Here is a 23,546-nt window from a genome sequence, read left to right on the forward strand (position 1 = left end):
AACGGCCAAGGATTCCCTTCTATCGCGCTGATAGCTGACTATGCTGTGCAGCGAAGCCTTTGGACAGGAGTTTTGGCATGGGGTCGACATTCAACAGCCTGGTGGGGCTGATTATCCTGGCGCTGGATATCTGGGCCATTCTCAATGTGATCAAGAGTGGCAGCGAGGTGGGCATCAAGGTGTTGTGGATATTGCTGATTGCGCTGCTGCCGGTGGTGGGGCTGGTGATCTGGGCGATTGCCGGGCCGCGGGGGAATGTGCGGATCTGAAAGCTTGTGCCGGCCTCTTCGCGGGCTTGCCCGCTCCCACAGGTACAGCACAACGCCAGGGCCTGTGGTAATCCTGTGGGAGCGGGCAAGCCCGCGAAGAGGCCGGCACAGACAAAACCCGGAACACCCCCGTGACAAAATTTTCACATTGGTTTAAACAGAATCCGCTCCCGCACAATGCTGCGTTGGTCTAGCGCCAGCGCCTCTTCGCAAACCGCAATCCTAGGACCTTCCCATTCATGGCTAACACGGACGCCTTGAAGCAACAGGGCGCGCGAACGTCGTTTTCGCCGACTCTGAAATCCCACCTGGCCTATACGCTGCTCAGCGGCCTGGTGATCATGCTGATGCTCAGCCTGGTGCGCCTGGCGCTGCTGGTCTACAACAGCGACATGGTCGGCGATACGCCGTACTCCACCGTTGCCGAAGGCTTCCTGAACGGTTTGCGCTTCGACCTGCGCGTTGTGGTCTACCTCAGCATCCCGCTGCTGCTGGCCATTCTCAGCCCCTGGGCCATGGCCCGGCGTGGCGTGTTCCGCTTCTGGCTGACCCTCACCTCGAGCGTGGTGATGTTCCTCGGCCTGATGGAAATGGACTTCTACCGCGAGTTCCACCAGCGCCTCAACGGCCTGGTGTTCCAGTACATCAAGGAAGACCCGAAAACCGTCATGAGCATGCTCTGGTACGGTTTCCCGGTGGTGCGCTACCTGCTGGCCTGGGCCTTCGGCACCTGGCTGCTGAGCCTGCTGTTCAAAGGCATCGACCGCATCACCCGGGGTGAGGGCGTGCAGCGCGTTGCGCCGTGGTACAACCGCCTGGCGGTGTTCATGGTGATTTTGCTGGTGGCTGTGGTCGCCGCCCGCGGCACCCTGCGCCAAGGCCCGCCGATGCGCTGGGGTGATGCCTTTACCACCGACTCCAACTTCGTCAACCAGTTGGGCCTGAACGGTACCCTGACCTTGATCGACGCCGCCAAGAGCCGCTTCGGCGAGGACCGCGCCAACATCTGGAAGCCGGTACTGGAGCAGAACGTGGCCACGCAAAGCGTGCGCGAACAGCTGCTGACGGCCAACGACACCCTGGTCGATGCCGACGAGGCTGCCATCCGCCGCGACTTCGTGCCGCCGGCAGAGGGCACCCTGCCGATCAAGAACGTGGTGGTTATCCTGATGGAGAGCTTTGCCGGCCACTCGGTAGGCGCGCTGGGCAGCCCCAACAACATCACTCCGTACTTCGACAAGCTGGCCAAAGAAGGCCTGCTGTTCGACCGCTTCTTCTCCAACGGCACCCATACCCACCAGGGCATGTTCGCCACCATGGCCTGCTTCCCCAACCTGCCAGGTTTCGAATACCTGATGCAGACCCCGGAAGGCGGCCACAAACTGTCTGGCTTGCCAGCCCTGCTCAGCGCCCGCGACTACGACGATGTGTACGTCTACAACGGTGACTTTGCCTGGGACAACCAGTCCGGGTTCTTCGGCAACCAGGGCATGACCACCTTCATCGGCCGTAACGACTTCGTCAACCCGGTGTTCTCCGACCCGACCTGGGGCGTGTCCGACCAGGACATGTTCGACCGCGGCAACGAGGAACTGGCCAAGCACGATGGCAAGAAGCCGATCTACGCGCTGCTGCAGACGCTGTCCAACCACACCCCGTATGCGCTGCCGAAGGACCTGCCGGTCGAGAAGGTGACTGGCCAGGGCCGCCTGGACGAGCACCTGACCGCCATGCGTTATTCGGACTGGGCGCTGGGCCAGTTCTTCGAGAAGGCGCGTAAAGAGCCGTACTTCAAGGACACCCTGTTCGTCATCGTCGGCGACCATGGCTTTGGCAACCACCAGCAGGTCACCGAGCTGGACCTGGGCCGTTTCAACGTGCCGTTGCTGCTGATTGCCCCGGGCATTCAGGAGAAGTTCGGTGCGGTGAACCACACCGTGGGTACCCAGGTTGATATCGTGCCGACCATCATGGGCCGCCTGGGTGGCCAGACCCGTCACCAGTGCTGGGGCCGCGACCTGCTCAACCTGCCCGAGGGCGACCAGGGTGTGGGCATGATCAAACCGTCGGGCAGTGAGCAGATCGTCGGCCTGGTACAGGGCGATCGCATCCTGATCGAGTCCAAGGACATGAGCCCGCGCATGTACCGCTACCAGCTGGGCAGCGAGTTCAAGGCCGAGCTGATCGAAAGCCCCGACCAGCCGGAAATGCTCAAGAAGCTGGAAGCGTATATCCAGACAGCGACCAAGAGCCTGCTGGACAACACCGCCGGTGTGGTGCACGGCACGCCGAAGTAAGGCTGCAAGAAGGGCCGCTTTGCGGCCCGCTCCCACAGAACTACGCATCACTTACTGATTTAGCTGGGACCCTGTGGGAGCAACTGTCTTATTCAAAATCTTCAAGCTCGCGCAATCTCTGTGGGAGCGGGCGCGCCCGCGAACACCGGCAAAGCCGGTGCCATCCACTCCGTTGCCTGTTTCGCGGCGGTTCGACGCCTCGACGCGCCCGCTCCCACAGTAACTGTGCTGGCTTCGAGTTATGCCTGTGCGGGTTTACCCGCGAAGAGGCCGGTAGCCTCAGCGGCTAACCGGCAGGCTTAGCTCAGAAGTAGCCCCGTCGGCCGTAGTGACCGTCGCAGTAAAACTGTGCAACCCGCCGATGTTCTCCAGCACCTGGGCAAACCGTGCCTGCCCTTGCGTGTCGCTGTTCACCAACACCTCCCCGAGGTACTGCTGCGCCTCGGTACCCTGCGCCTCGGCATTGCCAAAGAACTCCACCCGCAACAGGCTGGCCACCGGCCCCTGCACCTCGCCGCGCAGCACATTGCCTTCCAGCGCAATCAGCCGTGGTGCCTGCTGGTTATGGTTTGGCAGTGGCTGGCAAGGCTTGGGCTCGCCCTTGGCATCGCAGATGATCGCCTGGTCTTTCTTCGGCAACTCGGCCCCGACCCCGCGTGAACCCACGTAAAGCGCATGCGCCTGCGCCGGCACGCCAAACACGATGGCGCCGGTGCGCTGGTCTGGCACGCACGAACCGCCCGCCTCGCAGCGGCGGATATCCTGGCTGTTGCCCCAGATGCGGTTGGCGCTCAAGCGCGTTGCCGTGGTGTCCGGCTCCGGCCGCAGGGCCACGCCGATGCGGTTGCCGTGGATCAGGTTGCCGTCGAGGATGTTGCCTTCGCCGGTCACGCTGACGCCGATCGAGTTGCCGCTGAAGGTGTTGGCCGCCAGGTAGTTGCGCTTGCCCCAGTTGATCTGCAGGCCGTCGGAGTAGTTTTCGAAGCGGTTGCGTACCACGCTGTTGTCGTTGCCCAGCAGAATCTCGATGCCCTGCGAGGGCTCAGGGTTGGCCGCGGTGGAGCGGAACAGGTTGTCGGCCACCAGGTTGAAGGCGGCGCCGCGGGTCAGTTCCAGGCCGTCGCCATTGTCGATCAGCTGGTTGCGCAGCACCTTGTTGTTGTTCGTGGTGGTGGCGGTGGGGTTACCCGCGCCGTCGTCACCGGTCAGCATGATGCCCGCGCCGCCTTTGTTGGCGACGATGCGGTTGTCTTCGATCACGTTGCCGCTGGCGCGGTTGACCAGGATGCCGATGCAGAAGTTGCGCACCTCCAGGCCGCTAAGGTGCACGCCCTGGGTGTCACGCAATACCAGCCCGGGGTTTGTGGTGGTACGCACGTTGGTGCCGAACTGGCCGGGCAAGGCGCCGGGGCAGGTGCGTACACCCTGGTCCTTGATGTAGGCCGAACCGTCGATGGCGATGTACTGCCCATCGTGAGCCCAGGGTAGGCCGGTGATGCGTACCGGGCCTTTGATTTCCGGCAGGGCACGGTTGGGGCGGATCACGTAGGGCGGTTTGCCGACGGCGGCGATGTCGATGCGGTACTGGCCGGGGTTCTGGTTGCTGGTTTCGATGGCCCAGCGCAGCGTGCCGGGCTGGCCGTCGTCGGCATAGTGGTCGACACGCAGGGTTTCGGGGCTGGCCGGTGCGGCGGCAAGGGCGGGCAAGGGGAGCAGTGGCAGCAAAGCCACGAGTGCAGGCATCAGACGCATGGGGTGCGGGTATCCGGAAGACGTTGTTCTTATGGAGTGCCCGCCTGCTTTGGGCGGACGTTTGCGGGGGATTCTAGGGCAGCCGTGATGGCTGCGCAGAGGGGCGGGGGCGATTCGGTGCGGTATTCGCCCGCAGTTTTACCGCTTGGCTCAAGCGATACAAATTTGTTGAAACTCCTGGCGAAGGCGGTGGGTCCACCCTCTGTCGACACGGTTTATGTGTCTCCCATTGCAGGAGTTTTGCCATGAGCGGTACTAAAGACAAAGCGAAAGGCTTGGCCAACGAAGCGATCGGCAACATCAAGCAGGGGGTCGGCAAGGTGACCGACAACGACAAGCTGCGGGCTGAGGGCAAGGCGCAGGAGCTCAAAGGCGAGGCGCAGCAGATCAAGGGTAATGTGAAGGATGCAGTGAAGAAGCCTTGATTCAAGGCAGCCTGACCCGGCCTCTTCGCGTGCTTGCCCGCTCTTTGTGGGAGCGGGCAAGCCCGCGAAGAGGCCGGACCTGTTGTAAGCAAATTCTTCAAGCATGGCCGGGAGCAGCACAGCAACCGCATGGTCTATTAGACTTGTCTGTTGTAATGATCAAGCGGCGAAAGGAGACGCTATGATTTTCCCCGACCTGCGCGGCCTGCCCCTGCACCGCGTGCTGGTACGCACCGTCAAGGAATTTCTTGACGACGAGATGTCTACCTACGCCTCCGCGCTGGCTTACCAGGCGTTGTTCTCGCTGTTCCCCTTCCTGCTGTTCCTGATTGCCCTGATCGGCTTTCTGCACTTGCCGGATTTCTTCTCCTGGTTACGCATGCAAACCGAAATGGTACTTCCGCCCCAGGCATTGGAGCAGGTGAACCCGGTCATCGACCAGTTGCAGCAGTCCAAGGGTGGGCTGCTGTCGGTGGGTATCGTGATTGCCTTGTGGACCGCCTCCGCAGGCGTCCGCCTGATGATGAGTGCCATGAACGCGGCCTACGACGTACCCGAAGGGCGCCCGGTATGGAAGCGCATACCGCTTTCCATCATTTACACCGTTGGCCTTGCCGGCATGTTGCTGGTAGCGGCGGCGCTGATGGTGCTGGGCCCGCAGGTCATGGAGTGGATCGCTTCGCAGGTTGGCATGCAGGAGTTCATCGTCACGCTGTGGACCATCCTGCGCTGGCCGGCGATCATCATCCTGCTGATGGTGGCCGTGGCCGTGATCTACTACGTGATGCCTGATGTGAAGCAGAAATTCCGCTTCATCACCCCAGGCTCGGTGCTGGCGGTGGTGGTGTGGATCGTGGCTTCGCTGGGCTTTGCCTACTACGTGAAAACCTTTGCCGACTACAACGCCATGTACGGCAGCATTGGTGCAATCATCGTGCTGTTGCTGTATTTCTATATCTCGGCCGCCGTACTGCTGCTTGGCGCCGAAATGAATGCAGTGATCGAGCACATGTCAGCCGAGGGCAAAAAACCGGGCGAAAAGGATTTCGGTGAGCACAAGGCCCCGGACACCATTACTGTGCTGGGCCATGAGCACCCGGCTTCGAGCGAGCCGCAACCATCCGAGCCGAACCCCAGATGATCCGTGACATTCTCAAGATGGGCGATGAACGCCTGCTGCGCATCGCCCCGCCCGTGCCCGAGCACCTGTTCGGCACGGCCGAGCTGCAGCAGCTGATCGACGACATGTTCGAAACCATGCGCCATGTGGGCGGTGTAGGCCTGGCCGCGCCGCAGATTGGTATCGACCTGCAACTGGTGATTTTCGGCTTCGAGCGCAGCGAGCGCTACCCGGATGCCGAAGCTGTGCCGCAGACCATCCTGATCAACCCGGTGATTACGCCGACGTCCACCGAGGTCGAGGACGGGTGGGAAGGCTGCCTGTCGGTGCCTGGCCTGCGCGGCGTGGTGCCGCGCTTCACGCGCATCTGCTACGAAGGGTTCGACCCCCAGGGCAACCCGATCAGCCGTTTTGCCGACGGCTTCCATGCACGGGTGGTGCAGCACGAGTGCGATCACCTGATCGGGCGCTTGTACCCGTCGCGCATCCAGGACTTCGCCAAGTTCGGCTACACCGAGGTACTGTTCCCCGGGCTGGACGTTAGCGAAGACTGAGCCCGCTCCAGCGCTACCAGGCGTTTGCTGCGCTGGTAGCGCAGCAGGCGGCCGGCCAGGGCTTCGGGCAGTTGGTCGGCCACGTGGAAACCCAGGCGCTGGTAGAAGGGCGCCAGGTCCGGATGGCAGAACAGCCAGACCGACCCCTTTGCCTGCTCCAGCGCCGCGTCGATCAGTCGCCCGGCTACCCCTTTGCTGCGTTGTTGCGGGTCGACGAACAGCCCGGTCAGCCAATAGCCATCGCCCACGGGGCTCAGGCTCAAGCCCGCAATGATGCCCGGCGCCCTTGCCACCCACAGTTGCGCGTCGCTCGCAGCACGCATGCGCGAGCCGTGCTGGCGGTAAAAATGGTCCAGCAGCCGGCGTTCTGGGGCCGAAAGTGCCGAGCAGTGAAGATTTTTTAATGAGATGGCGAGTCCTGCCCTGATAGCTGGCCAAAGGCTCTGGCCTGATAGTTTGCGGCCAATTTGACGCAGATTGTTGCAAATCCGGCAAGGGTGAATATCCCACTACGGGGTTCAACTATTGCCAAGCGGGAGTAGACTTTTACACATCCCCCCTGGCAGTACGAAGCGGGATCGGTACTTCGTGCCATCTTCACCGTAGATGGCAACTTCTCCGCGCCGTTTACGGCAATAGAAGTCAATCGATCAGCTTGAATGCTCAAAAGGCAAACCCACATGAAACCATTACTGATTCTTGCATTGGTCGGTATGTCCTCGTTCGCCCTCGCCGATGAGGCCAAACCCGTCTCCAGCCAGCCTGTGGCCCAGCAGTACGACTACTCCATGAACCTGGATATCAAACGGGTGATCAACCTGTCGACCATCCCCAACGTCTGCGAAGTGGTACCTGCGACCATGACCTATGAAGACCACCAGGGCCAGGTGCACACCATCCAGTACCGGGCCATGGGTGAGGGTTGCCAGCAGGGCTGATCATAGCTGCGCCTGGTACCGATGGCCTCCGTCGTCGTCTCGCTGTGATGGGGGCCACCCGTCGTATCTCAAAGTCACCCATGTAAAATCCTGAACGAATATCGAGGAAAAAGTGCTATCTTTATTTGATAGCATTTTTCGATGAACACTCGATACCGCAAAATTCTTGATGCAGTTTTCCGCACGCCGACCACGGCGTCGCTGGCTTTCTCCGAGATTGAGGCACTGGTACTCCATCTAGGGGGGCAGGTGCTGGAGCGGCAAGGCTCAAGGGTCAAGATGATGCTTGGCGGCCAATGCTGGAGGTGCCATCGGCCTCATCAGGGCAAAGAAGCCAAGCGGTATCAGATTGAAGAGGCCCGTGAATTTCTCTTGCGGGCAGGAGTCAGGACATGAGTTGCATGCGCTACAAAGGCTATGCCGCGCGTATCGAGTACGACGCACGTGATGACATCTTCGTAGGCCGTGTGCTCGGTATGCGGGACATCATCAGTTTTCACGCAAGCTCGGTGCCCGGGTTGCATGATGCATTCCGCGAGGCGTTGGAAGACTACCTGGCCGACTGTGCAGAGCAGGACATCGCACCGGAGAAACCAGCCTCGGGTAAAGTGATGCTGCGTATACGCCCTGAAGTTCATGCCGCCGCCAGTGTTGCTGCCCGTGCTGCCGGCAAAAGCCTGAACCAGTGGGCTGACGAGGTTTTTGAACAAGCGGCAATGGCCTGAGGCAGGGCGCCCCCGGGTGCTACCGTGGCACCATCAACACACAATAATTTCCAACACCTGTCGATTCCTCCGCCCCCCGTTCGACCATAGCTGAAGGCACGCTTCACAGTGTGCCCACACCCTATGTCCTGTCGGAGGAACCCCCGATGAGCACCGCAGCCGAAACCGAGATCCGTCAACTGATCGAGCGCTGGATGCAGGCCGTGCGCGATCGCGACATCCCTAATATCACCGCCCCCTACGCCGACGACATCGTGGCCTTCGATGCCATCCAGGCCCTGCAATTCAAAGGCAAGGCCGCCTACACGGCGCACTGGGAAATGTGCATGGGCATGTGCACCGGCCCCATGGTCTTCGAGCTGGCCGAACTCACCGTACACACCGCTGGCGACCTGGCGCTGGCCCACTGGCTGAACCGCTGTGGCCCGGGCGATGACGAAAGCCAGTGCGGCTTCATGCGTGCCACCGTGGGCTATCGTCGTCAGGGTGGCCAGTGGCAGGTGATCCACGAGCACTGGTCGGCGCCGTTCGACATGGAAACCCAGAAAGCCCTGTTCGATCTCAAGCCCTGAGCCGTTATCGCCAAACGCACTTTGCCGATGCCCTGGAGGCGACCATGAAATACCTGTGCCTGGTCTATTGTGACGAGGGGCTGCTGCACAGCCTGCCTGACAGCCCGGAAGATGCTGAATGCATGGCCTACGCCGAAGCCATCCAAGGCTCCGGGCGCATGCTGGCGGCGCAGGCGCTGAAGCCGGTGCAGACGGCCACCACGGTGCGCGTGCGTAACGGGCACATGAGCCTGACCGACGGCCCGTTTGCCGAAACCAAGGAGCAACTGGCCGGTTTTTACCTGGTGGAGGCTCGCGACCTGAATGAAGCGCTGAACATCGCCAAGGGCATTCCCGCCGCACGGGTCGGTAGCGTCGAGGTAAGGCCTGTGCGCGAACTGCAACCCTGACCGCTACGGAGAACAACAACATGAGCCTTGCACCCACTGCGCACGCGCAACACGAGTTGTGCATCAGCCGCCTGATCGACGCACCACCGGCCAAGGTGTTCCGCGCCTGGACCGAGCCCCAGTGGCTGATGCAGTGGTGGGGGCCGCACGGCATGACCACCCCGGAGTGCGAGATGCAGTTGTGGGCCGGCGGCCTGTTCCGCACCCTGATGCGGGCGCCCGATGGCAGCGAGTATCCGACCCAGGGCGTATTTCTGGAAATTGCCGCGCCACGTCGGCTGGTGTTCACCGATGCCTTCAGCCCCGGTTGGGTGCCGTCGAACAAAGCCTTCATGACCGCTGTGATCAGTTTTGACGAAGAGCAGGGCAAAACCCGCTACACCGCCCGCGCCTGGCATTGGAATGCCGCAGACTGCCGGGCCCATGAGGAAATGGGCTTTTACCAGGGCTGGGGAGAGAGCCTGGACCGCCTGGTGGAGGTGGTGACCCAGCGGATGCCCGACTGATGACGGTGCTGGCGCAGGTGCGCGCCGAAGTCGAGGCGGTGTACCGGCGGGAGTCGCGGCGCATCCTGGCAACGTTGATCCGCCTGCTGGGTGATTTCGACCTGGCCGAGGAGGCCATGCATGATGCCTTCTTCATCGCCGTCGAGCGCTGGCAGCGCGATGGCATCCCCGATAACCCACGGGCGTGGCTGGTGTCCACCGGGCGCTTCAAAGCCATCGATGCGCTGCGCCGGCGTGCCCGTTTCGACCGCTCGCAGGCAGACTTGAGCATGCTGCTCGAAGGCCAGGCACAAGACCCCAGCGAAGAAGAACTGCTGGCAGACGACCGCCTGCGGCTGATCTTTACCTGTTGCCACCCGGCCTTGTCCGCCGATGCCCAGGTACCGCTGACCCTGCGTGAAGTCTGCGACCTGACCACCGAACAGATTGCCCGCGCCTTTTTGCAAAGCCCGGCCACCATTGCCCAGCGCATTGTCCGCGCCAAGGCCAAGATCCGCGATGCCGGCATCCCTTACCAGGTGCCGGAGCTGAACGAACTGCCCGAGCGCCTGGAGAGCGTGCTGCGGGTGATCTACCTGGTGTTCAACGAAGGCTACTCGGCGTCATCGGGCGAGGCGCTGGTGCAGCAGGACTTGAGCGACGAAGCCATTCGCCTGGCACGGTTGCTGGTGCAGTTGCTGCCCGATCCGGAGGCGGTCGGCCTGTTGGCCTTGATGCTGCTGCAGGCATCGCGGCAGCAGGCGCGCACCGATACCCAAGGCAACCTGGTGGTGCTGGAGCGGCAGGACCGAAGGTTGTGGGACCGGCAGCGCATAGATGAGGGTTGCGAACTGGTGCGCCAGGCTCTGCAAAGCCGGGCGTTCGGGGCCTATACCGTGCAGGCGGCGATAGCCGCGGTTCACGCTGAAGCAGCAACGGCTGAAGAAACGGACTGGGGGGAGATCGTCGGGCTGTACGACGTGTTGCAGCGGCATTGGCCGTCCGCGGTGGTAGAGCTGAACCGGGCTGTGGCGCTTTCGAAGCGGGATGGACCGGAGGCCGGTTTGCGGGCCGTCGAGGGAATTCTGGTGCGTGGTGAACTGCTGGACTATCACCTGGCACATGCGGCGCGGGCTGAGCTGCATTACCAGCTCGGGCAGGTGGAGGAGGCGCGGGCGGCGTGGCGGCAGGCGCTGGCCTTGACCCGGCAAGAGCCCGAGCGCAGGCATATCGAGCGGCGGTTACAGGCCACTGAGTAATGTTTGCAGTACTGGCCTCTTCGCGGGCAAGCCCGCTCCCACAGGGATCTCACAGCATCTGTGGGAGCGGGCTTGCCCGCGAAGAGGCCAGTACTGGCTAAATCAGTTTTCAGCTAGCCACAAAGTTCGGCGGCGACACCAGCTCGACAGTTTGCTGCTTGCGCGGTGCCAGGATCTCGGCCTCACCCTCGACCACCAGCTCATCGTTCTGGTTGTACACATTGGTGGCAATGCGCACCTTGAACTTGGGCAGCTTCTCGAGGATTTCCAGGCGCACGGTCAGGGTGTCACCAATTTTCACCGGCTTCTGGAAGCTCATTTTCTGGCCCAGGTAGATGGTGCCAGGCCCTGGCAGGGTGCAGGCCACAGCCGCACTGATCAGCGCGCCGCTGAACATGCCGTGGGCAATACGTTCGCGGAACATGCTCTTGGCCGCGAACTCGGCGTCCAGGTGCACCGGGTTGTGGTCACCGGACATTGCGGCGAACAGCTGGATGTCGCGTTCTTCAACGGACTTTTCAAACGTGGCCTTCTGACCGACTTCGAGGGCTTCGTAAGGCGTGTTGGTGACCTGGGACATCGGGGCTTCCTTAAGCAGTAGGCGAGGGCGGCTATCATTCACTGCGCACAGGGCGGCCAAGGGCCAGTGCCTGTTCAAGCCAGCCGAGGATATCGGCGGTGACCTCGTCACGGTTGGTTTCGTTGAGTACTTCGTGCCGCGCCTCAGGATAGACGCGCAGCTGTACATGTCGATTGCCGGTCGCGCGCAGGGCGTCGGCCAGGTGGGTGAGACGCTTGCCGGCACTGACCGGATCACATTCACCCCCGATCACCAGCATGGGCAGGTTCGGATCGATCTGCGCGAGGTTACCCGGCTGGCTGATCTGCGCCAAGCCTTGCAGCAGGTCGAGCCACAGCTGGTTGCTGCAACGAAAGCCGCACAACGGGTCGTTGACGTACAGGTCGACCTCGGCCGGGTCGCGGCTGAGCCAGTCGAACGCTGTGCGGTTGGGTTTGAAGGCCTTGTTGAACGAACCGAACGACAACCATTCGATCAGCGCACTCTTGCCCAGTGGCCCCTGGCGCCAGCCTTCCAGCCGGGCAATCAGCCGCGCCACGCGGTACAGCGCCGCCGGCTGGTAGTTGGAGCCACTGAGGATCGCCCCGTGCAGGCTGGCGCTGTGGTGCAGCAGGTAGGCCTGGGCGATGTAGCTGCCCATGCTGTGGCCAAACAGGAACAGCGGTGTGCACGGGTACTGCTGCCCAATGTGCTGGGCAAGCAGGCCCAGGTCGTTGACGATGGCATTCCAGCCATGATGGCGGGCGAACAGGCCGAGGCTGCCCAGCTCGGCGGTGCGCCCGTGGCCGCGCTGGTCGGCGGCGAACAGGGCAAAGCCGGCGTCGTTCAGGGCATGCCCCAGGTGGTGGTAGCGCCCGGCATGTTCGGCCATGCCATGGGCCAGCAGCACCACGGCTTTCACCGGTTTGGCCGGCAACCATTGGTGCACGTACAGGCTGCAGTGCTCGCTGGCAGGTAGCCAGAAGGCGTCGTGGGGCATGGCGGATCCTTGTGCGCACAGGTACCCGGACAGTGTATGCACAACCGGCCGGATTGCAGGAAGGGCACAAATAAGATTCACAATGTTAATGGCGGCACTTGGCGTGTATGCCACCTTGGACTTACCTGCTAACGTCGGATCAACGCCTTTTCGCCCGTAGGCGATCAGGTAGTGGACTAAAGGACGCAGTGCAGGTCCAGGCAGAGGAACAATAATAAATGCAAGCCGACTTCTGGAATGACAAGCGCCCGGCGGGCGTGCCTTCCACCATCGATATCAATGCCTACGCCTCGGTTGTCGAGGTGTTCGAGCGCTCCTGCAAGCGCTTTGCCGACCGCCCGGCATTCAGCAATCTGGGCGTGACCCTGACCTACGCAGAGCTGGAGCGCCACTCGGCAGCCTTCGCTGCCTGGTTGCAGCAGCACACCACGCTCAAGCCCGGTGACCGCATCGCGGTGCAGATGCCCAACGTGTTGCAATACCCGATCGCCGTCTTCGGTGCCATGCGCGCCGGCCTGATCGTGGTTAACACCAACCCGCTGTACACCGAGCGCGAAATGCGCCACCAGTTCAAGGACAGCGGCGCACGCGCGCTGGTGTACCTGAACATGTTCGGCAAGCGTGTGCAGGAGGTGCTGCCCGACACCGGCATCGAGTACCTGATCGAGGCCAGGATGGGCGACCTGTTGCCCACCGCCAAGGGCTGGCTGATCAACACCGTGGTCGACAAGGTCAAGAAGATGGTGCCGGCCTATCACCTGCCCCAGGCGCTATCGTTCAAGCAGGTGCTGCGCCAAGGCCGCGGGCAGTCACCCAAACCGGTACCCCTGAGCCTGGACGACATCGCGGTGCTGCAGTACACCGGCGGCACCACGGGCCTTGCCAAGGGCGCCATGCTCACCCACGGCAACCTGGTGGCAAACATGCTGCAGGTGCTGGCCTGTTTCTCGCAGCACGGCCCCGATGGGCAGAAGCTGCTCAAGGACGGCCAGGAGGTAATGATCGCACCGCTGCCGCTGTACCACATCTATGCCTTCACCGCGAACTGCATGTGCATGATGGTCACCGGCAACCACAACGTGCTGATTACCAACCCACGGGATATCCCCGGCTTCATCAAGGAGCTGGGCAAGTGGCGTTTCTCTGCGTTGCTAGGCCTGAACACCCTGTTTGTAGCGCTGATGGACCACCCCGGTTTCCGCCAACTGGATTTCTCCGCCCTCAAAGTCACCAACTCCGGCGGCACCGCGCTGGTCAAGGCCACCGCCGAACGCTGGGAGGCGCTTACTGGCTGTCGCATCGTCGAAGGCTACGGCCTGACTGAAACCTCGCCGGTGGCCAGCACCAACCCCTACGGCAAGCTGGCGCGCCTGGGTACGGTGGGCATCCCGGTGGCGGGTACCGCGTTCAAGGTGATCGATGATGACGGCAACGAACTGCCGCTGGGCGAGCGGGGCGAGCTGTGCATCAAGGGGCCGCAGGTGATGAAGGGCTATTGGCAGCAGCCTGAAGCCACGGCTCAGGCGCTGGATGCAGACGGTTGGTTCAAGACGGGTGATATCGCCATCATCGACCCGGACGGCTTCACCCGCATCGTCGACCGCAAGAAGGACATGATCATCGTCTCGGGCTTCAACGTTTACCCCAACGAGATCGAGGATGTAGTGATGGGCCACCCCAAGGTCGCCAACTGTGCAGCCATCGGCGTGCCGGACGAGCGCTCCGGCGAGGCGGTGAAGCTGTTTGTAGTGCCGCGTGAGGGTGGGTTGAGTGTTGAAGAGCTGAAGGCCTACTGCAAGGCCAACTTCACTGGTTACAAGGTGCCCAAGCATATCGTGCTGCGCGAGTCGTTGCCGATGACGCCGGTGGGCAAGATCCTGCGGCGGGAGTTGCGTGATATAGCTTGAGTGTTGTGTTGGCTTCTTCGCGGGCTTGCCCGCTCCCACAGGATCACCACAACCTCGGACATTGTGGTGATCCTGTGGGAGCGGGCAAGCCCGCGAATGCTTTTAAACAGCTCTAACAAGCTCAATACAGCCCGATTAGCGACATTTTGGTTAAAAACTCTAAAAATGACCTGTATTGTTCATTGAGTCATTTTTGTGACTGCAAGGCCTGTTTTGGCCTCTAGGCGACCCCAAACAAAGCTGTTACTCTCGGGCCGCTTTCAGATGATCCGGTTTGCAACGAACCACCGTCTCATATCAATAATAAGCGCATAGACGCGCCAATCGAACTTCGCTGTTGCTGAAGGAGTGGGCTTCCATGATCGAACATTTTTGGAAGGATAAGTACCCAGCCGGGATTACGGCGGAAATCAATCCTGACGAATTCCCCAATATCCAGGCAGTACTCAAGCAATCCTGCCAACGCTTTGCCGACAAACCGGCCTTTAGCAACCTGGGCAAGACTATCACTTATGGCGAGCTGTATGCGCTGTCGGGGGCGTTTGCCGCCTGGTTGCAGCAGCATACCGACCTGAAGCCGGGTGACCGCATTGCCGTGCAACTGCCCAATGTCCTGCAATACCCGGTCGCGGTCTTCGGTGCCATGCGTGCCGGGCTGATCGTGGTCAACACCAACCCGCTTTATACCGCGCGGGAGATGGAACACCAGTTCAACGACTCCGGCGCCAAAGCGTTGGTGTGCCTGGCCAACATGGCCCACCTGGCTGAAAAGGTGGTGCCCAAGACCCAGGTCAGGCACGTTATCGTCACTGAAGTGGCCGACCTGCTGCCGCCGCTCAAGCGCTTGCTGATCAACAGCGTGATCAAGTACGTGAAGAAGATGGTGCCGGCCTACAACTTGCCGCGTGCCGTACGCTTCAACGACGCGTTGGCATTGGGCAAGGGCCAGCCGGTTACCGAGGCCAATCCGCAGGCCAACGACGTGGCGGTGCTGCAATACACAGGCGGTACCACGGGCGTGGCGAAGGGGGCGATGCTGACCCACCGCAACCTGGTGGCCAACATGCTGCAGTGCCGGGCGCTGATGGGCTCCAACCTGCACGAAGGCTGCGAAATCCTTATCACCCCGCTGCCGCTGTACCACATCTATGCCTTTACCTTCCATTGCATGGCCATGATGCTGATCGGCAACCACAACGTGCTGATCAGCAACCCGCGTGACTTGCCGGCCATGGTCAAGGAACTGGGCAAGTGGAAGTTCAGCGGCTTTGTCGGCCTCAACACCCTGTTCGTTGCCCTGTGCAACAACGAGGCGTTCCGTGCCCTGGACTTCTCCGCGCTGAAAATCACCTTGTCGGGTGGCATGGCCCTGCAACTGAGCGTGGCTGAACGCTGGAAAGCCGTTACTGGTTGCGCCATCTGTGAAGGCTACGGCATGACTGAAACCAGCCCGGTGGCGGCGGTGAACCCGGCAGAGGCCAACCAGGTGGGTACCATTGGCATTCCGGTGCCGTCGACCCTGTGCAAGATCATCGACGACGCCGGCAATGAGCAGCCGCTTGGCGAAGTGGGCGAGCTGTGCGTCAAGGGCCCGCAGGTGATGAAGGGCTACTGGCAGCGTGAAGACGCCACCGCCGAAATCCTCGACAGCGAAGGCTGGCTGAAGACCGGTGACATTGCGCTGATCCAGGCGGATGGCTACATGCGCATCGTCGACCGCAAGAAGGACATGATCCTGGTCTCGGGCTTCAACGTGTACCCGAACGAACTGGAAGATGTACTGGCGGCCTTGCCGGGCGTGTTGCAATGCGCGGCCATTGGTGTGCCGGACGAGAAGTCGGGTGAAGTGATCAAGGTGTTCATCGTGGTCAAGCCGGGCATGACCGTGACCAAGGAGCAGGTGATGGAGCACATGCGTGCCAACGTTACCGGCTACAAGGTACCGCGCATGATCGAGTTCCGTGATTCGCTGCCAACTACCAACGTGGGCAAGATTTTGCGCCGCGAGCTGCGTGATGAAGAGCTGAAGAAGCAGGGGCTGAAGAAGATCGCCTGATCGACTTCACTGGCCTCTTCGCGGGCACGCCCGCTCCCACAGGTATTGCGCCGAGCCAGAGGGCTGCGCTGTACCTGTGGGAGCGGGCGTGCCCGCGAATGCTTCAGCGCAGTTTTTCCAGCATCTGGTAGTACCACATCCCCGCCGCCAGCAGCGGATTGCCCAGCAAATCCCCCATCGGCACCCGCACATGCTTGCACTGGGCAAAGGTGTCGAACTTCTCCAGTGTGCCGGTCAATGCCTCGGCCATGATCTCGCCCATGATGTGGCTGGTGGCAATGCCATGCCCCGAATAACCCTGGCAATACCACACGTTGTCCGACAGCTTGCCCAACTGCGGAATGCGGTTGACCACGATGCCCATGGCGCAGCTCCACTGGAACTCGATAGGCACGCCCTTGAGCGCCGGGAAGGTGCGTTCGATGCACGGGCGCAGCTCACCTTCGATGTCGCGTGAATCCTTGCCCGAGTAATTGGCGCCACCGCCAAACAGCAGGCGCTTGTCGGCCGTGAGGCGGTAGTAGTCGAGCACGAAGCGGCAGTCGTACACCGCCAGGTCCTGCGGGTTGATCTGCTCGGCCAGGTCACCCAGCGGCGCGGTGGTGACAATGCCGCCCATGGCCGGGAAGATCTTGCCCTTGAGCTGGCGCTTTTCCAGCTTGTGGTACACATCGCCAGCCAGCATCACCTGGCGTGCCTCGACCCGCCCATGGGCGGTGACCACTGCCGGGCGTGGGCCGTGGACGATGTCCAGCACTTCGGAATTCTCGAAAATTAGTGCACCCAGGCTGTGGGCAGCGCGGGCCTCACCCAGGCACAGGTTAAGCGGGTGCAGGTGCAGGTTGCGCAGGTTCTTCAGGGCGCCCAGGTACAGCGGGCTTTGCAGGTGCTCGGCCACTGCAGCGCGGTCGAGCAATTGCACCTGTTCGCCCATGCCACGGCGTTGGGCCTCGGCCTCGAAAGCGCGCAGCTCGCTCAGGTGCGAGGGCTTCATCGCCGCATGCAGGTGGCCGTGCTTGAGGTCGCAGTCGATGCCATAGCGCGCTACGCGCTGCTCGATCACCTGATGGCCGCGCCAGCGCAGGTGCCAGATGAAATCGTCGACCTCGGCGCCCAGGTGGCTGCGCATTTGCGAGCGCATGGCTTCATCGCCGGACAGGCTGCCAGTGACCTGGCCACCATTGCGGCCGCTGGCGCCCCAGCCGATGCGGTTGGTTTCGACAATGGCCACTTTCAGGCCACGCTCGGCCAGTTCCACCGCCGTAGCCACGCCAGTGAAGCCGCCGCCGATGATGGCCACGTCAACCTGCACCGTGCCCTTGAGCTGCGGGTACTCGGTGTGGTCGTTCAGGGTGGCGCTGTAGTAGGACGGCGCACGCTGCGCCGGGCCGTTGTTCAATGCTGCGTTCATGGGTATTCCTTGTTAGGTAGGGGCTCAGGCCTGGTGCAGGTACCAGCGCCAGTCCTGCTCGCTGACTTCGGCCATGAACTGGCGATACTCGGCGCGCTTGACCTTCAGGTACACGCCGAGGAAGTCTTCGCCCAATGCTTCGCGGGCCCAATGGGAATGCTGCAGGGCGTCAAGGGCTGTCAGCCAGTCGGTGGGCAGGTGCTCGGTGGCCTGCGCATAGCCGTTGCCCTCCACCGGTGCGCCTGGGTCCAGCTGTTCGCGGATGCCGCGATGGCTGGCGGCAAGAATTGCCGCAGCAGCCAGGTAAGGGTTGGCATCGGCGCCGCAGATGCGGTGCTCCACATGCCGGCTGTTGGCCGGGCCGCCGGGCACGCGCAGGCTCACGGTGCGGTTGTCCACGCCCCAGGTCGGGGCCAGTGGTGCATAGCTGTTGGCCTGGAAGCGGCGGAACGAGTTGGCGTTGGGGCAAAACAGCAGCAGCGATTCGCGCAGATGGCGCAGCATGCCGGCGACGGCCTGGCGCAGCAGCGGGGTGCCGGCCTTGTCCTCGCTGGCGAACAGGTTGTTGCCGTGGCTGTCGGCCAGGCTCAGGTGCATGTGCATGCCGGTACCGGCCAGGTTGGCAAACGGCTTGGCCATGAAGCAGGCCTGCATGCCATGGGCATGGGCCACACCTTTTACCAGGCGCTTGTAGCGCACGGCCTGGTCCATGGCCTGCAGGGCGTCGCCGTGCTCAAGGGTAATTTCAACCTGACCGGGGGCGTATTCCGAAATGGCGGTGCGCGCCGGAATGCCCTGGGCCTTGCAGGCGGCGTACAGGTCGGCGAGGAACGGTTCGATCTGTTCCAGTTCACGCAGGCCATAGACCTGGGTGCTGCGCGGGCGGCCGCCATCATTGTCCAGTGCCGGTTGCGGGCGGCCTTGGGCGTCACGCTGCTGGTCGAGCAGGTAGAACTCCAGTTCGCAGGCCATCACCGGGTGGTAGCCGTCGGCTTTCAGCGCTTCAATGGTGCGCAGTAGCACATGGCGCGGGTCGGCGATGCTGGCTGGCAGGCCTTCGCTGGGGTGCATGCTGACCTGCACGGCGGCGGTCGGCACACGCCGCCAGGGCAGGCGCACCAAGCTGCCATCCAGTGGGTAGGCGCGGCAGTCGATGTCGCCCACGTCCCACACCAGGCCGGAGTTTTCCACGTCGTCGCCGTTCAGGGTCAGGCCAAGGATGGTGCTGGGCAGCGGCCGGCCGGTCTGGTACACGGCCAGCAGTTCGTCACGGTGCAGCAGCTTGCCGCGTGGTACGCCGTTGGCGTCGAGGATGAACAGTTCGAACAGCTCGATATCGGGGTTGTCAGCCAGGAAACGGGAAGCCTGCTCTACAGGTGCAAAGTGCATGATGAATTCGCTCACGGGCGCACAGGACTTCGCGCAAAAAAGCGCGGTCCAGTTGAGTCAAACGGCCAGACGATGGCCGGGTTTGGTCACAATGGCGTGAGCGAGGTGTCTGGTGGGCGTGCGTGGCGGCAGTGCCACAGCGCCCAGAAGGCGAGGATGATGTGCACCAGCGGATTTTCCCCGGCACGGCTCCGGGCCTTCGGTAGCGAAGGGCGGGAAGACGGTGGGGCGATGGGCTGGGCGGGAGTCATGCCTTTGATACTCACATGCGGCGTAAGGTTGATTAAAGCAGTGAATGGCAACCTTTACATCGTACCTGGCTAAACATTTGATTGCCTGTACCGGCCTCTTCGCGGGCATGCCCGCTCCCACAGGGTTACCTCCAGCCTGAAATTGTGGGGGACCTGTGGGAGCGGGCAAGCCCGCGAAGAGGCAGGCACAGGCAGCAGAGAATCGGCAAATCTGCGACAATCGCGCATCCTTCGAATGCCGATCATGAAAAAGCAGGCCCACCTGCATCACTAAAAAGCCCCATGACTGACCACGCCATCGACAAACTGCTGCAAAACCTCGATCACGCCATGATTGCCGACCGCCATCGCCTGCGCCGGCAACTGCACGAACTGCGCAAGCGCCCCGACGAGGCCAAGCTGGCGCAGTGGGTGGAGAAGGTCCAGGCCTCCTGTGCCCAGGTCACTGCACGTCAGCAGAGCGTGCCGACCGTGCGCTACGACGACAACCTGCCAATCGCTGCCAAGCGTGACGAAATCAAGAAGGCCCTGGCGGAAAACCAGGTGCTGGTGATCGCTGGCGAAACCGGTTCGGGCAAGACTACCCAGCTGCCGAAAATCTGCCTGGAGCTGGGCCGTGGCAGCCATGGCCTGATCGCCCATACCCAGCCGCGCCGTATCGCAGCACGCAGCGTTGCCACACGGGTTGCCGAAGAACTGGGCACCCCGCTGGGCGGGCTGGTCGGCTACCAGGTGCGTTTCGAAGACCAGAGCGATGCCAACACCCTGGTCAAGCTGATGACCGACGGCATCCTGCTGGCCGAAACCCAGCACGACCGTTTCCTGGAACGCTACGACACGATCATCGTCGACGAAGCCCACGAACGCAGCCTGAACATCGACTTCCTGCTCGGCTACCTGAAGACCCTGCTGCACCGCCGGCCAGAGCTGAAGCTGATCATCACTTCGGCAACCATCGACCTTGAGCGCTTCTCCAAACACTTTGACGGCGCGCCGATCATCGAGGTGTCCGGGCGTACCTTCCCGGTGGAAACCTGGTACCGCCCGCTGACCAGCGAGCAGGACGAGGAAGGCAACCAGATCGAGGACGACCTCACTGTCGATCAGGCGATCCTTGCCACCCTGGATGAGCTGGCACACCACGAACGCAGCGAAGGCAAGGGGCCGGGCGATGTGCTGATCTTCCTGCCGGGCGAGCGGGAAATTCGCGATGCCGCCGAGATCCTGCGCAAGGCGCAATTGCGCCATACCGAGATCCTGCCGCTGTATGCACGCCTGTCGCCGGCCGAGCAGCAGCGCATCTTCCAGTCCCACACCGGGCGCCGGGTGATCCTGGCTACCAACGTCGCGGAAACCTCGCTGACTGTGCCTGGCATTCGCTACGTGATCGATACCGGCACCGCGCGTATCAGCCGCTACAGCTACCGCGCCAAGGTACAGCGCCTGCCGATCGAGGCTGTGTCGCAGGCCAGTGCCAACCAGCGTAAGGGCCGTTGCGGCCGGGTCGAGCCGGGCATTTGCGTACGCCTGTACAGCGAAGAGGATTTCAACGCAAGGCCAGCGTTTACTGACCCAGAGATCCTGCGCACCAACCTGGCGGCAGTGATCCTGCAGATGCTGCACCTGCGCCTGGGCGCTATCGATGCTTTCCCGTTCATCGAGCCGCCAGATGGCAAGGCCATCAGCGACGGCTTCAACCTGTTGCAGGAGCTTTCAGCGGTCAACCGCGAGAACCAGCTGACCCCGCTTGGCCGGCAGCTGGCGCGTTTGCCGATCGACCCGCGGCTGGGCCGCATGTTGCTGGAGGGCGCCCGCCAGGGCAGCCTGCAGGAAGTGCTGATCGTTACCAGTGCGCTGTCGGTGCAGGACCCGCGTGAGCGCCCGCCGGAACGCCAGCAGGCAGCCGACCAGGCGCATGCGCAGTGGAAGGATGTGGACTCCGATTTCGCCGCGCTGGTCAACCTGTGGCGCGGCTTTGAAGAGCAGCGCCAGGCCCTGACCGCCAACCCGCTGCGCAGCTGGTGCCGCAAGAACTTCCTCAACTACCTGCGCCTGCGCGAGTGGCGCGATGCCCATCGCCAGCTGGCACTGATCTGCCGTGACCTGCAGCTGACGGTGAACAAGGAACCGTCCGACTACCAGAAGATGCATAAGGCCATCCTCAGCGGGCTGCTCAGCCAGATTGGCCAGAAGACCGAAGAGGGCGACTACCAGGGTGCCCGTCAGCGGCGCTTCTGGGTGCACCCGTCGTCAGGCCTGGGGCGCAAGCGCCCGCAGTGGGTGATGGCCGCCGAGCTGGTCGAAACCACCAAGCTGTATGCGCGAATGGTCGCCAAGATCGAACCTGACTGGATCGAGCCGCTGGCTGGCCACCTGGTCAAGAAGAACCACTTTGAACCGCACTGGGAGAAGAAGCGCGGGCAGGTTGTGGCCTATGAGCAGATCACCCTGTACGGCCTGATTCTGGTCGGCCGCCGCCCGGTGCACTTCGGCCCGATCGACCCGGTTACTTCACGCGAGCTGTTCATCCGCGAAGGCCTGGTGGGTGGCGAAATCCAGTCGCGGGCCAAGTGCCTGGCGGCCAACAAACGCCTGCTTGAAGACCTCGACGAGCTGGAGGCCAAGGCCCGCCGGCGCGACATCCTTGCCGATGAAGAAACGCTGTACGCTTTCTACGAAGCGCGCTTGCCGGCGGAAATCCACCAGACTGCGACTTTCGACAGCTGGTACCGCATGGGCAGCCAGAAGGACGCCAACCTGCTGATCATGCGCGAGGAAGACGTGCTGGCCCGCGAGGCCAGCGAAGTGACCGCAGCGCAATACCCCGACAGCATGCAGGTGGGCGAGCTGCGCTTGCCGCTGAGCTACCATTTCGAGCCCGGCCACCCACGTGACGGCGTGACGGTACGGGTGCCGGCGCCGCTGCTGCCAAGCCTGCCAGGCGAGCGCCTGGAATGGCTGGTGCCGGGCCTGCTGGAAGCCAAGTGCGTGGCGCTGATACGCAACCTGCCAAAGGCCCTGCGCAAGAACTTCGTGCCGGTACCGGACTTCGTCAAGGCCTCGCTGGCGCGCATGACCTTTGGTCGGGGTGCACTACCGCAGGCCTTGGGCCAGGAGTTGCTGCGCATGACCGGGGCGCGTGTGCCCGACGAGGCCTGGGACGAGTCGGTCCAGCTGGTCGAAGGCCACCTGCGCATGAACATCGAAGTGGTCGATGGCCAGGGCAAGTTCCTTGGCGAAGGCCGCGATCTTGCCGAGCTGACGGCACGCTTTGCCGCTGCCAGCCAGGCGGCGCTGGCGGTACCGCGTGATGCCAAAAGCGAGCAGCCGGTGCAGGCCAAGGCCTTCACGGAAGTGAAGCAGACCGCTCAACAGAAGATCGCGGGGCTTTCGATGACCGTGTACCCGGCGCTGGTGGACGAGAACGGCACCGTGCGCGAAGGGCGTTTCTCGACCCAGGCTGAAGCCGAGTTCCAGCACCGCCGTGCCCTTCAGCGCCTGTTGTTGCAGCAGTTGGCCGAGCCCGCCAAATTCCTGCGTGGCAAATTGCCGGGCTTGACCGAGCTGGGCCTGTTGTACCGTGAAATGGGCCGGGTCGAGGCACTGGTCGAGGACATCCTGCTGGCCAGCCTGGACAGCTGCATCCTCGAAGGTGAGCAGACGTTGCCACGAGAGGGTGCGGCTTTGGCCGGGCTGGCTGAGCGCAAGCGCGGTAGCTGGGCCGAGCACGCCGAGCGCCTGGCGCGCCAGACCCTGGAGGTGCTGAAGCTGTGGCACGGGTTGCAAAAGCGCTTCAAGGGCAAGATCGACCTCAGCCAGGCGGTGGCGCTGAACGACATCAAGCAACAACTGGGCAACCTGGTTTACCCAGGCTTTGTGCGTGAAACGCCCGGGGTGTGGTTCAAGGAGTTGCCGCGTTACCTCAAGGCGGTGGAATTGCGCCTGGAGAAACTGGGTTCGCAAGTGCAGAAGGACCGCGTGTGGAGCGGCGAGCTGGCCAACCTGTGGGCGCAGTACAAGGCCCGTGCCGACAAGCATGCCCAGGAGGGCAAGCGGGATGAACAGCTGGCGTTGTACCGCTGGTGGCTGGAGGAATATCGGGTGTCGCTGTTTGCTCAGCAACTGGGGACCAAGGTGCCGATTTCCGACAAAAGATTGAGCAAACAGTGGAGCCAGGTGGAAGGCTAA

20 protein-coding genes are annotated in these 23,546 nt (G+C 62.6%); 14 read left to right on the plus strand and 6 right to left on the minus strand.

Going from position 1 to position 23,546, the window contains the following annotated elements; genetic code table 11:
• Positions 1-77 precede the first annotated feature (77 nt).
• Together ACFY9W_RS02375 and ACFY9W_RS02380 are read left to right on the plus strand one after the other, a co-directional pair.
• Positions 78-269, plus strand: a complete 192-nt coding sequence (locus ACFY9W_RS02375; RefSeq protein ID WP_012271091.1) for a PLDc N-terminal domain-containing protein — start codon at positions 78-80, stop codon at positions 267-269.
• 239 nt (positions 270-508) lie between these two features.
• The gene (locus ACFY9W_RS02380) at positions 509-2,566 is read left to right on the plus strand and encodes a sulfatase-like hydrolase/transferase (RefSeq protein ID WP_391125218.1); all 2,058 of its coding nucleotides are present in this window, start codon (positions 509-511) and stop codon (positions 2,564-2,566) included.
• Positions 2,567-2,845: 279 nt separating this feature from the next.
• On the opposite strand, the gene ACFY9W_RS02385 is transcribed toward ACFY9W_RS02380, so the two are convergent.
• Positions 2,846-4,318, minus strand: coding sequence for a NosD domain-containing protein (locus ACFY9W_RS02385; RefSeq protein ID WP_391125221.1), 1,473 nt, complete (start codon positions 4,316-4,318; stop codon positions 2,846-2,848).
• A 245-nt stretch (positions 4,319-4,563) separates the two neighbouring features.
• Here ACFY9W_RS02385 and ACFY9W_RS02390 point away from each other — a divergent pair, with 245 nt between their 5' ends.
• The 3 genes from ACFY9W_RS02390 to def all read left to right on the plus strand — a co-directional run bounded on the left by ACFY9W_RS02390 (position 4,564) and on the right by def (position 6,417).
• On the plus strand, positions 4,564-4,743 hold the full coding sequence (locus tag ACFY9W_RS02390; RefSeq protein WP_110637020.1) for a CsbD family protein: 180 nt from the start codon (positions 4,564-4,566) through the stop codon (positions 4,741-4,743).
• A gap of 181 nt (positions 4,744-4,924) precedes the next feature.
• A complete protein-coding gene (locus ACFY9W_RS02395) occupies positions 4,925-5,884 on the plus strand; it encodes a YhjD/YihY/BrkB family envelope integrity protein (RefSeq protein ID WP_391125224.1) in 960 nt (319 codons plus the stop codon).
• Complete coding sequence (gene def / locus ACFY9W_RS02400; protein ID WP_391125227.1) at positions 5,881-6,417, plus strand: peptide deformylase; 537 nt, start codon at positions 5,881-5,883, stop codon at positions 6,415-6,417. The genes ACFY9W_RS02395 and def overlap by 4 nt, the downstream gene beginning before the upstream one ends.
• Here the strand turns inward: def and ACFY9W_RS02405 are convergent.
• Positions 6,372-6,740, minus strand: a complete 369-nt coding sequence (locus tag ACFY9W_RS02405) for a GNAT family N-acetyltransferase (RefSeq protein WP_391125230.1) — start codon at positions 6,738-6,740, stop codon at positions 6,372-6,374. The genes def and ACFY9W_RS02405 overlap by 46 nt on opposite strands.
• A 357-nt stretch (positions 6,741-7,097) precedes the next feature.
• On the opposite strand from ACFY9W_RS02405, the gene ACFY9W_RS02410 reads away from it, so the two are divergent.
• The 6 genes from ACFY9W_RS02410 to ACFY9W_RS02435 all read left to right on the plus strand — a co-directional run bounded on the left by ACFY9W_RS02410 (position 7,098) and on the right by ACFY9W_RS02435 (position 10,785).
• Complete coding sequence (locus ACFY9W_RS02410; RefSeq protein WP_172285903.1) at positions 7,098-7,355, plus strand: DUF2790 domain-containing protein; 258 nt, start codon at positions 7,098-7,100, stop codon at positions 7,353-7,355.
• Between the two features lie 392 nt (positions 7,356-7,747).
• Positions 7,748-8,080, plus strand: a complete 333-nt coding sequence (locus ACFY9W_RS02415; protein ID WP_391125234.1) for a toxin-antitoxin system HicB family antitoxin — start codon at positions 7,748-7,750, stop codon at positions 8,078-8,080.
• A 146-nt stretch (positions 8,081-8,226) separates the two neighbouring features.
• A complete protein-coding gene (locus ACFY9W_RS02420) occupies positions 8,227-8,652 on the plus strand; it encodes a nuclear transport factor 2 family protein (protein WP_391125237.1) in 426 nt (141 codons plus the stop codon).
• Between the two features lie 44 nt (positions 8,653-8,696).
• Positions 8,697-9,041, plus strand: a complete 345-nt coding sequence (locus tag ACFY9W_RS02425) for a YciI family protein (protein WP_391125240.1) — start codon at positions 8,697-8,699, stop codon at positions 9,039-9,041.
• A 20-nt stretch (positions 9,042-9,061) separates the two neighbouring features.
• Positions 9,062-9,547: an SRPBCC domain-containing protein gene (locus tag ACFY9W_RS02430; RefSeq protein WP_391125243.1), complete on the plus strand. Its 486-nt coding sequence runs from the start codon at positions 9,062-9,064 to the stop codon at positions 9,545-9,547.
• A complete protein-coding gene (locus ACFY9W_RS02435) occupies positions 9,547-10,785 on the plus strand; it encodes a sigma-70 family RNA polymerase sigma factor (protein WP_391125246.1) in 1,239 nt (412 codons plus the stop codon). Before ACFY9W_RS02430 ends, ACFY9W_RS02435 begins: the two co-directional genes overlap by 1 nt.
• 109 nt (positions 10,786-10,894) lie before the next feature.
• On the opposite strand, the gene ACFY9W_RS02440 is transcribed toward ACFY9W_RS02435, so the two are convergent.
• Positions 10,895-11,365 carry a MaoC/PaaZ C-terminal domain-containing protein gene (locus tag ACFY9W_RS02440; protein ID WP_391125249.1) on the minus strand — a complete coding sequence of 157 codons (471 nt, stop codon included), beginning with the start codon at positions 11,363-11,365 and terminating at the stop codon, positions 10,895-10,897.
• A 34-nt stretch (positions 11,366-11,399) separates the two neighbouring features.
• Positions 11,400-12,344: an alpha/beta fold hydrolase gene (locus ACFY9W_RS02445; RefSeq protein ID WP_391125252.1), complete on the minus strand. Its 945-nt coding sequence runs from the start codon at positions 12,342-12,344 to the stop codon at positions 11,400-11,402.
• Positions 12,345-12,562: 218 nt separating this feature from the next.
• Between ACFY9W_RS02445 and fadD2 the strand changes: the two genes are divergently transcribed.
• Positions 12,563-14,251, plus strand: coding sequence for a long-chain-fatty-acid--CoA ligase FadD2 (fadD2, locus tag ACFY9W_RS02450; protein WP_391125255.1), 1,689 nt, complete (start codon positions 12,563-12,565; stop codon positions 14,249-14,251).
• Between the two features lie 358 nt (positions 14,252-14,609).
• Positions 14,610-16,307: a long-chain-fatty-acid--CoA ligase FadD1 gene (fadD1, locus tag ACFY9W_RS02455; protein ID WP_391125258.1), complete on the plus strand. Its 1,698-nt coding sequence runs from the start codon at positions 14,610-14,612 to the stop codon at positions 16,305-16,307.
• A gap of 103 nt (positions 16,308-16,410) precedes the next feature.
• On the opposite strand, the gene ACFY9W_RS02460 is transcribed toward fadD1, so the two are convergent.
• Together ACFY9W_RS02460 and ACFY9W_RS02465 are read right to left on the minus strand one after the other, a co-directional pair.
• The gene (locus tag ACFY9W_RS02460; protein WP_391125261.1) at positions 16,411-17,718 is read right to left on the minus strand and encodes an FAD-dependent oxidoreductase; all 1,308 of its coding nucleotides are present in this window, start codon (positions 17,716-17,718) and stop codon (positions 16,411-16,413) included.
• 24 nt (positions 17,719-17,742) lie between these two features.
• On the minus strand, positions 17,743-19,107 hold the full coding sequence (locus ACFY9W_RS02465; protein ID WP_391125264.1) for a glutamine synthetase family protein: 1,365 nt from the start codon (positions 19,105-19,107) through the stop codon (positions 17,743-17,745).
• Between the two features lie 533 nt (positions 19,108-19,640).
• Here ACFY9W_RS02465 and hrpA point away from each other — a divergent pair.
• The gene (hrpA, locus tag ACFY9W_RS02470) at positions 19,641-23,546 is read left to right on the plus strand and encodes an ATP-dependent RNA helicase HrpA (protein WP_391125267.1); all 3,906 of its coding nucleotides are present in this window, start codon (positions 19,641-19,643) and stop codon (positions 23,544-23,546) included.

It is taken from the genome of Pseudomonas sp. NPDC008258 (assembly GCF_042956345.1).
Taxonomy (GTDB): Bacteria; Pseudomonadota; Gammaproteobacteria; order Pseudomonadales; family Pseudomonadaceae; genus Aquipseudomonas.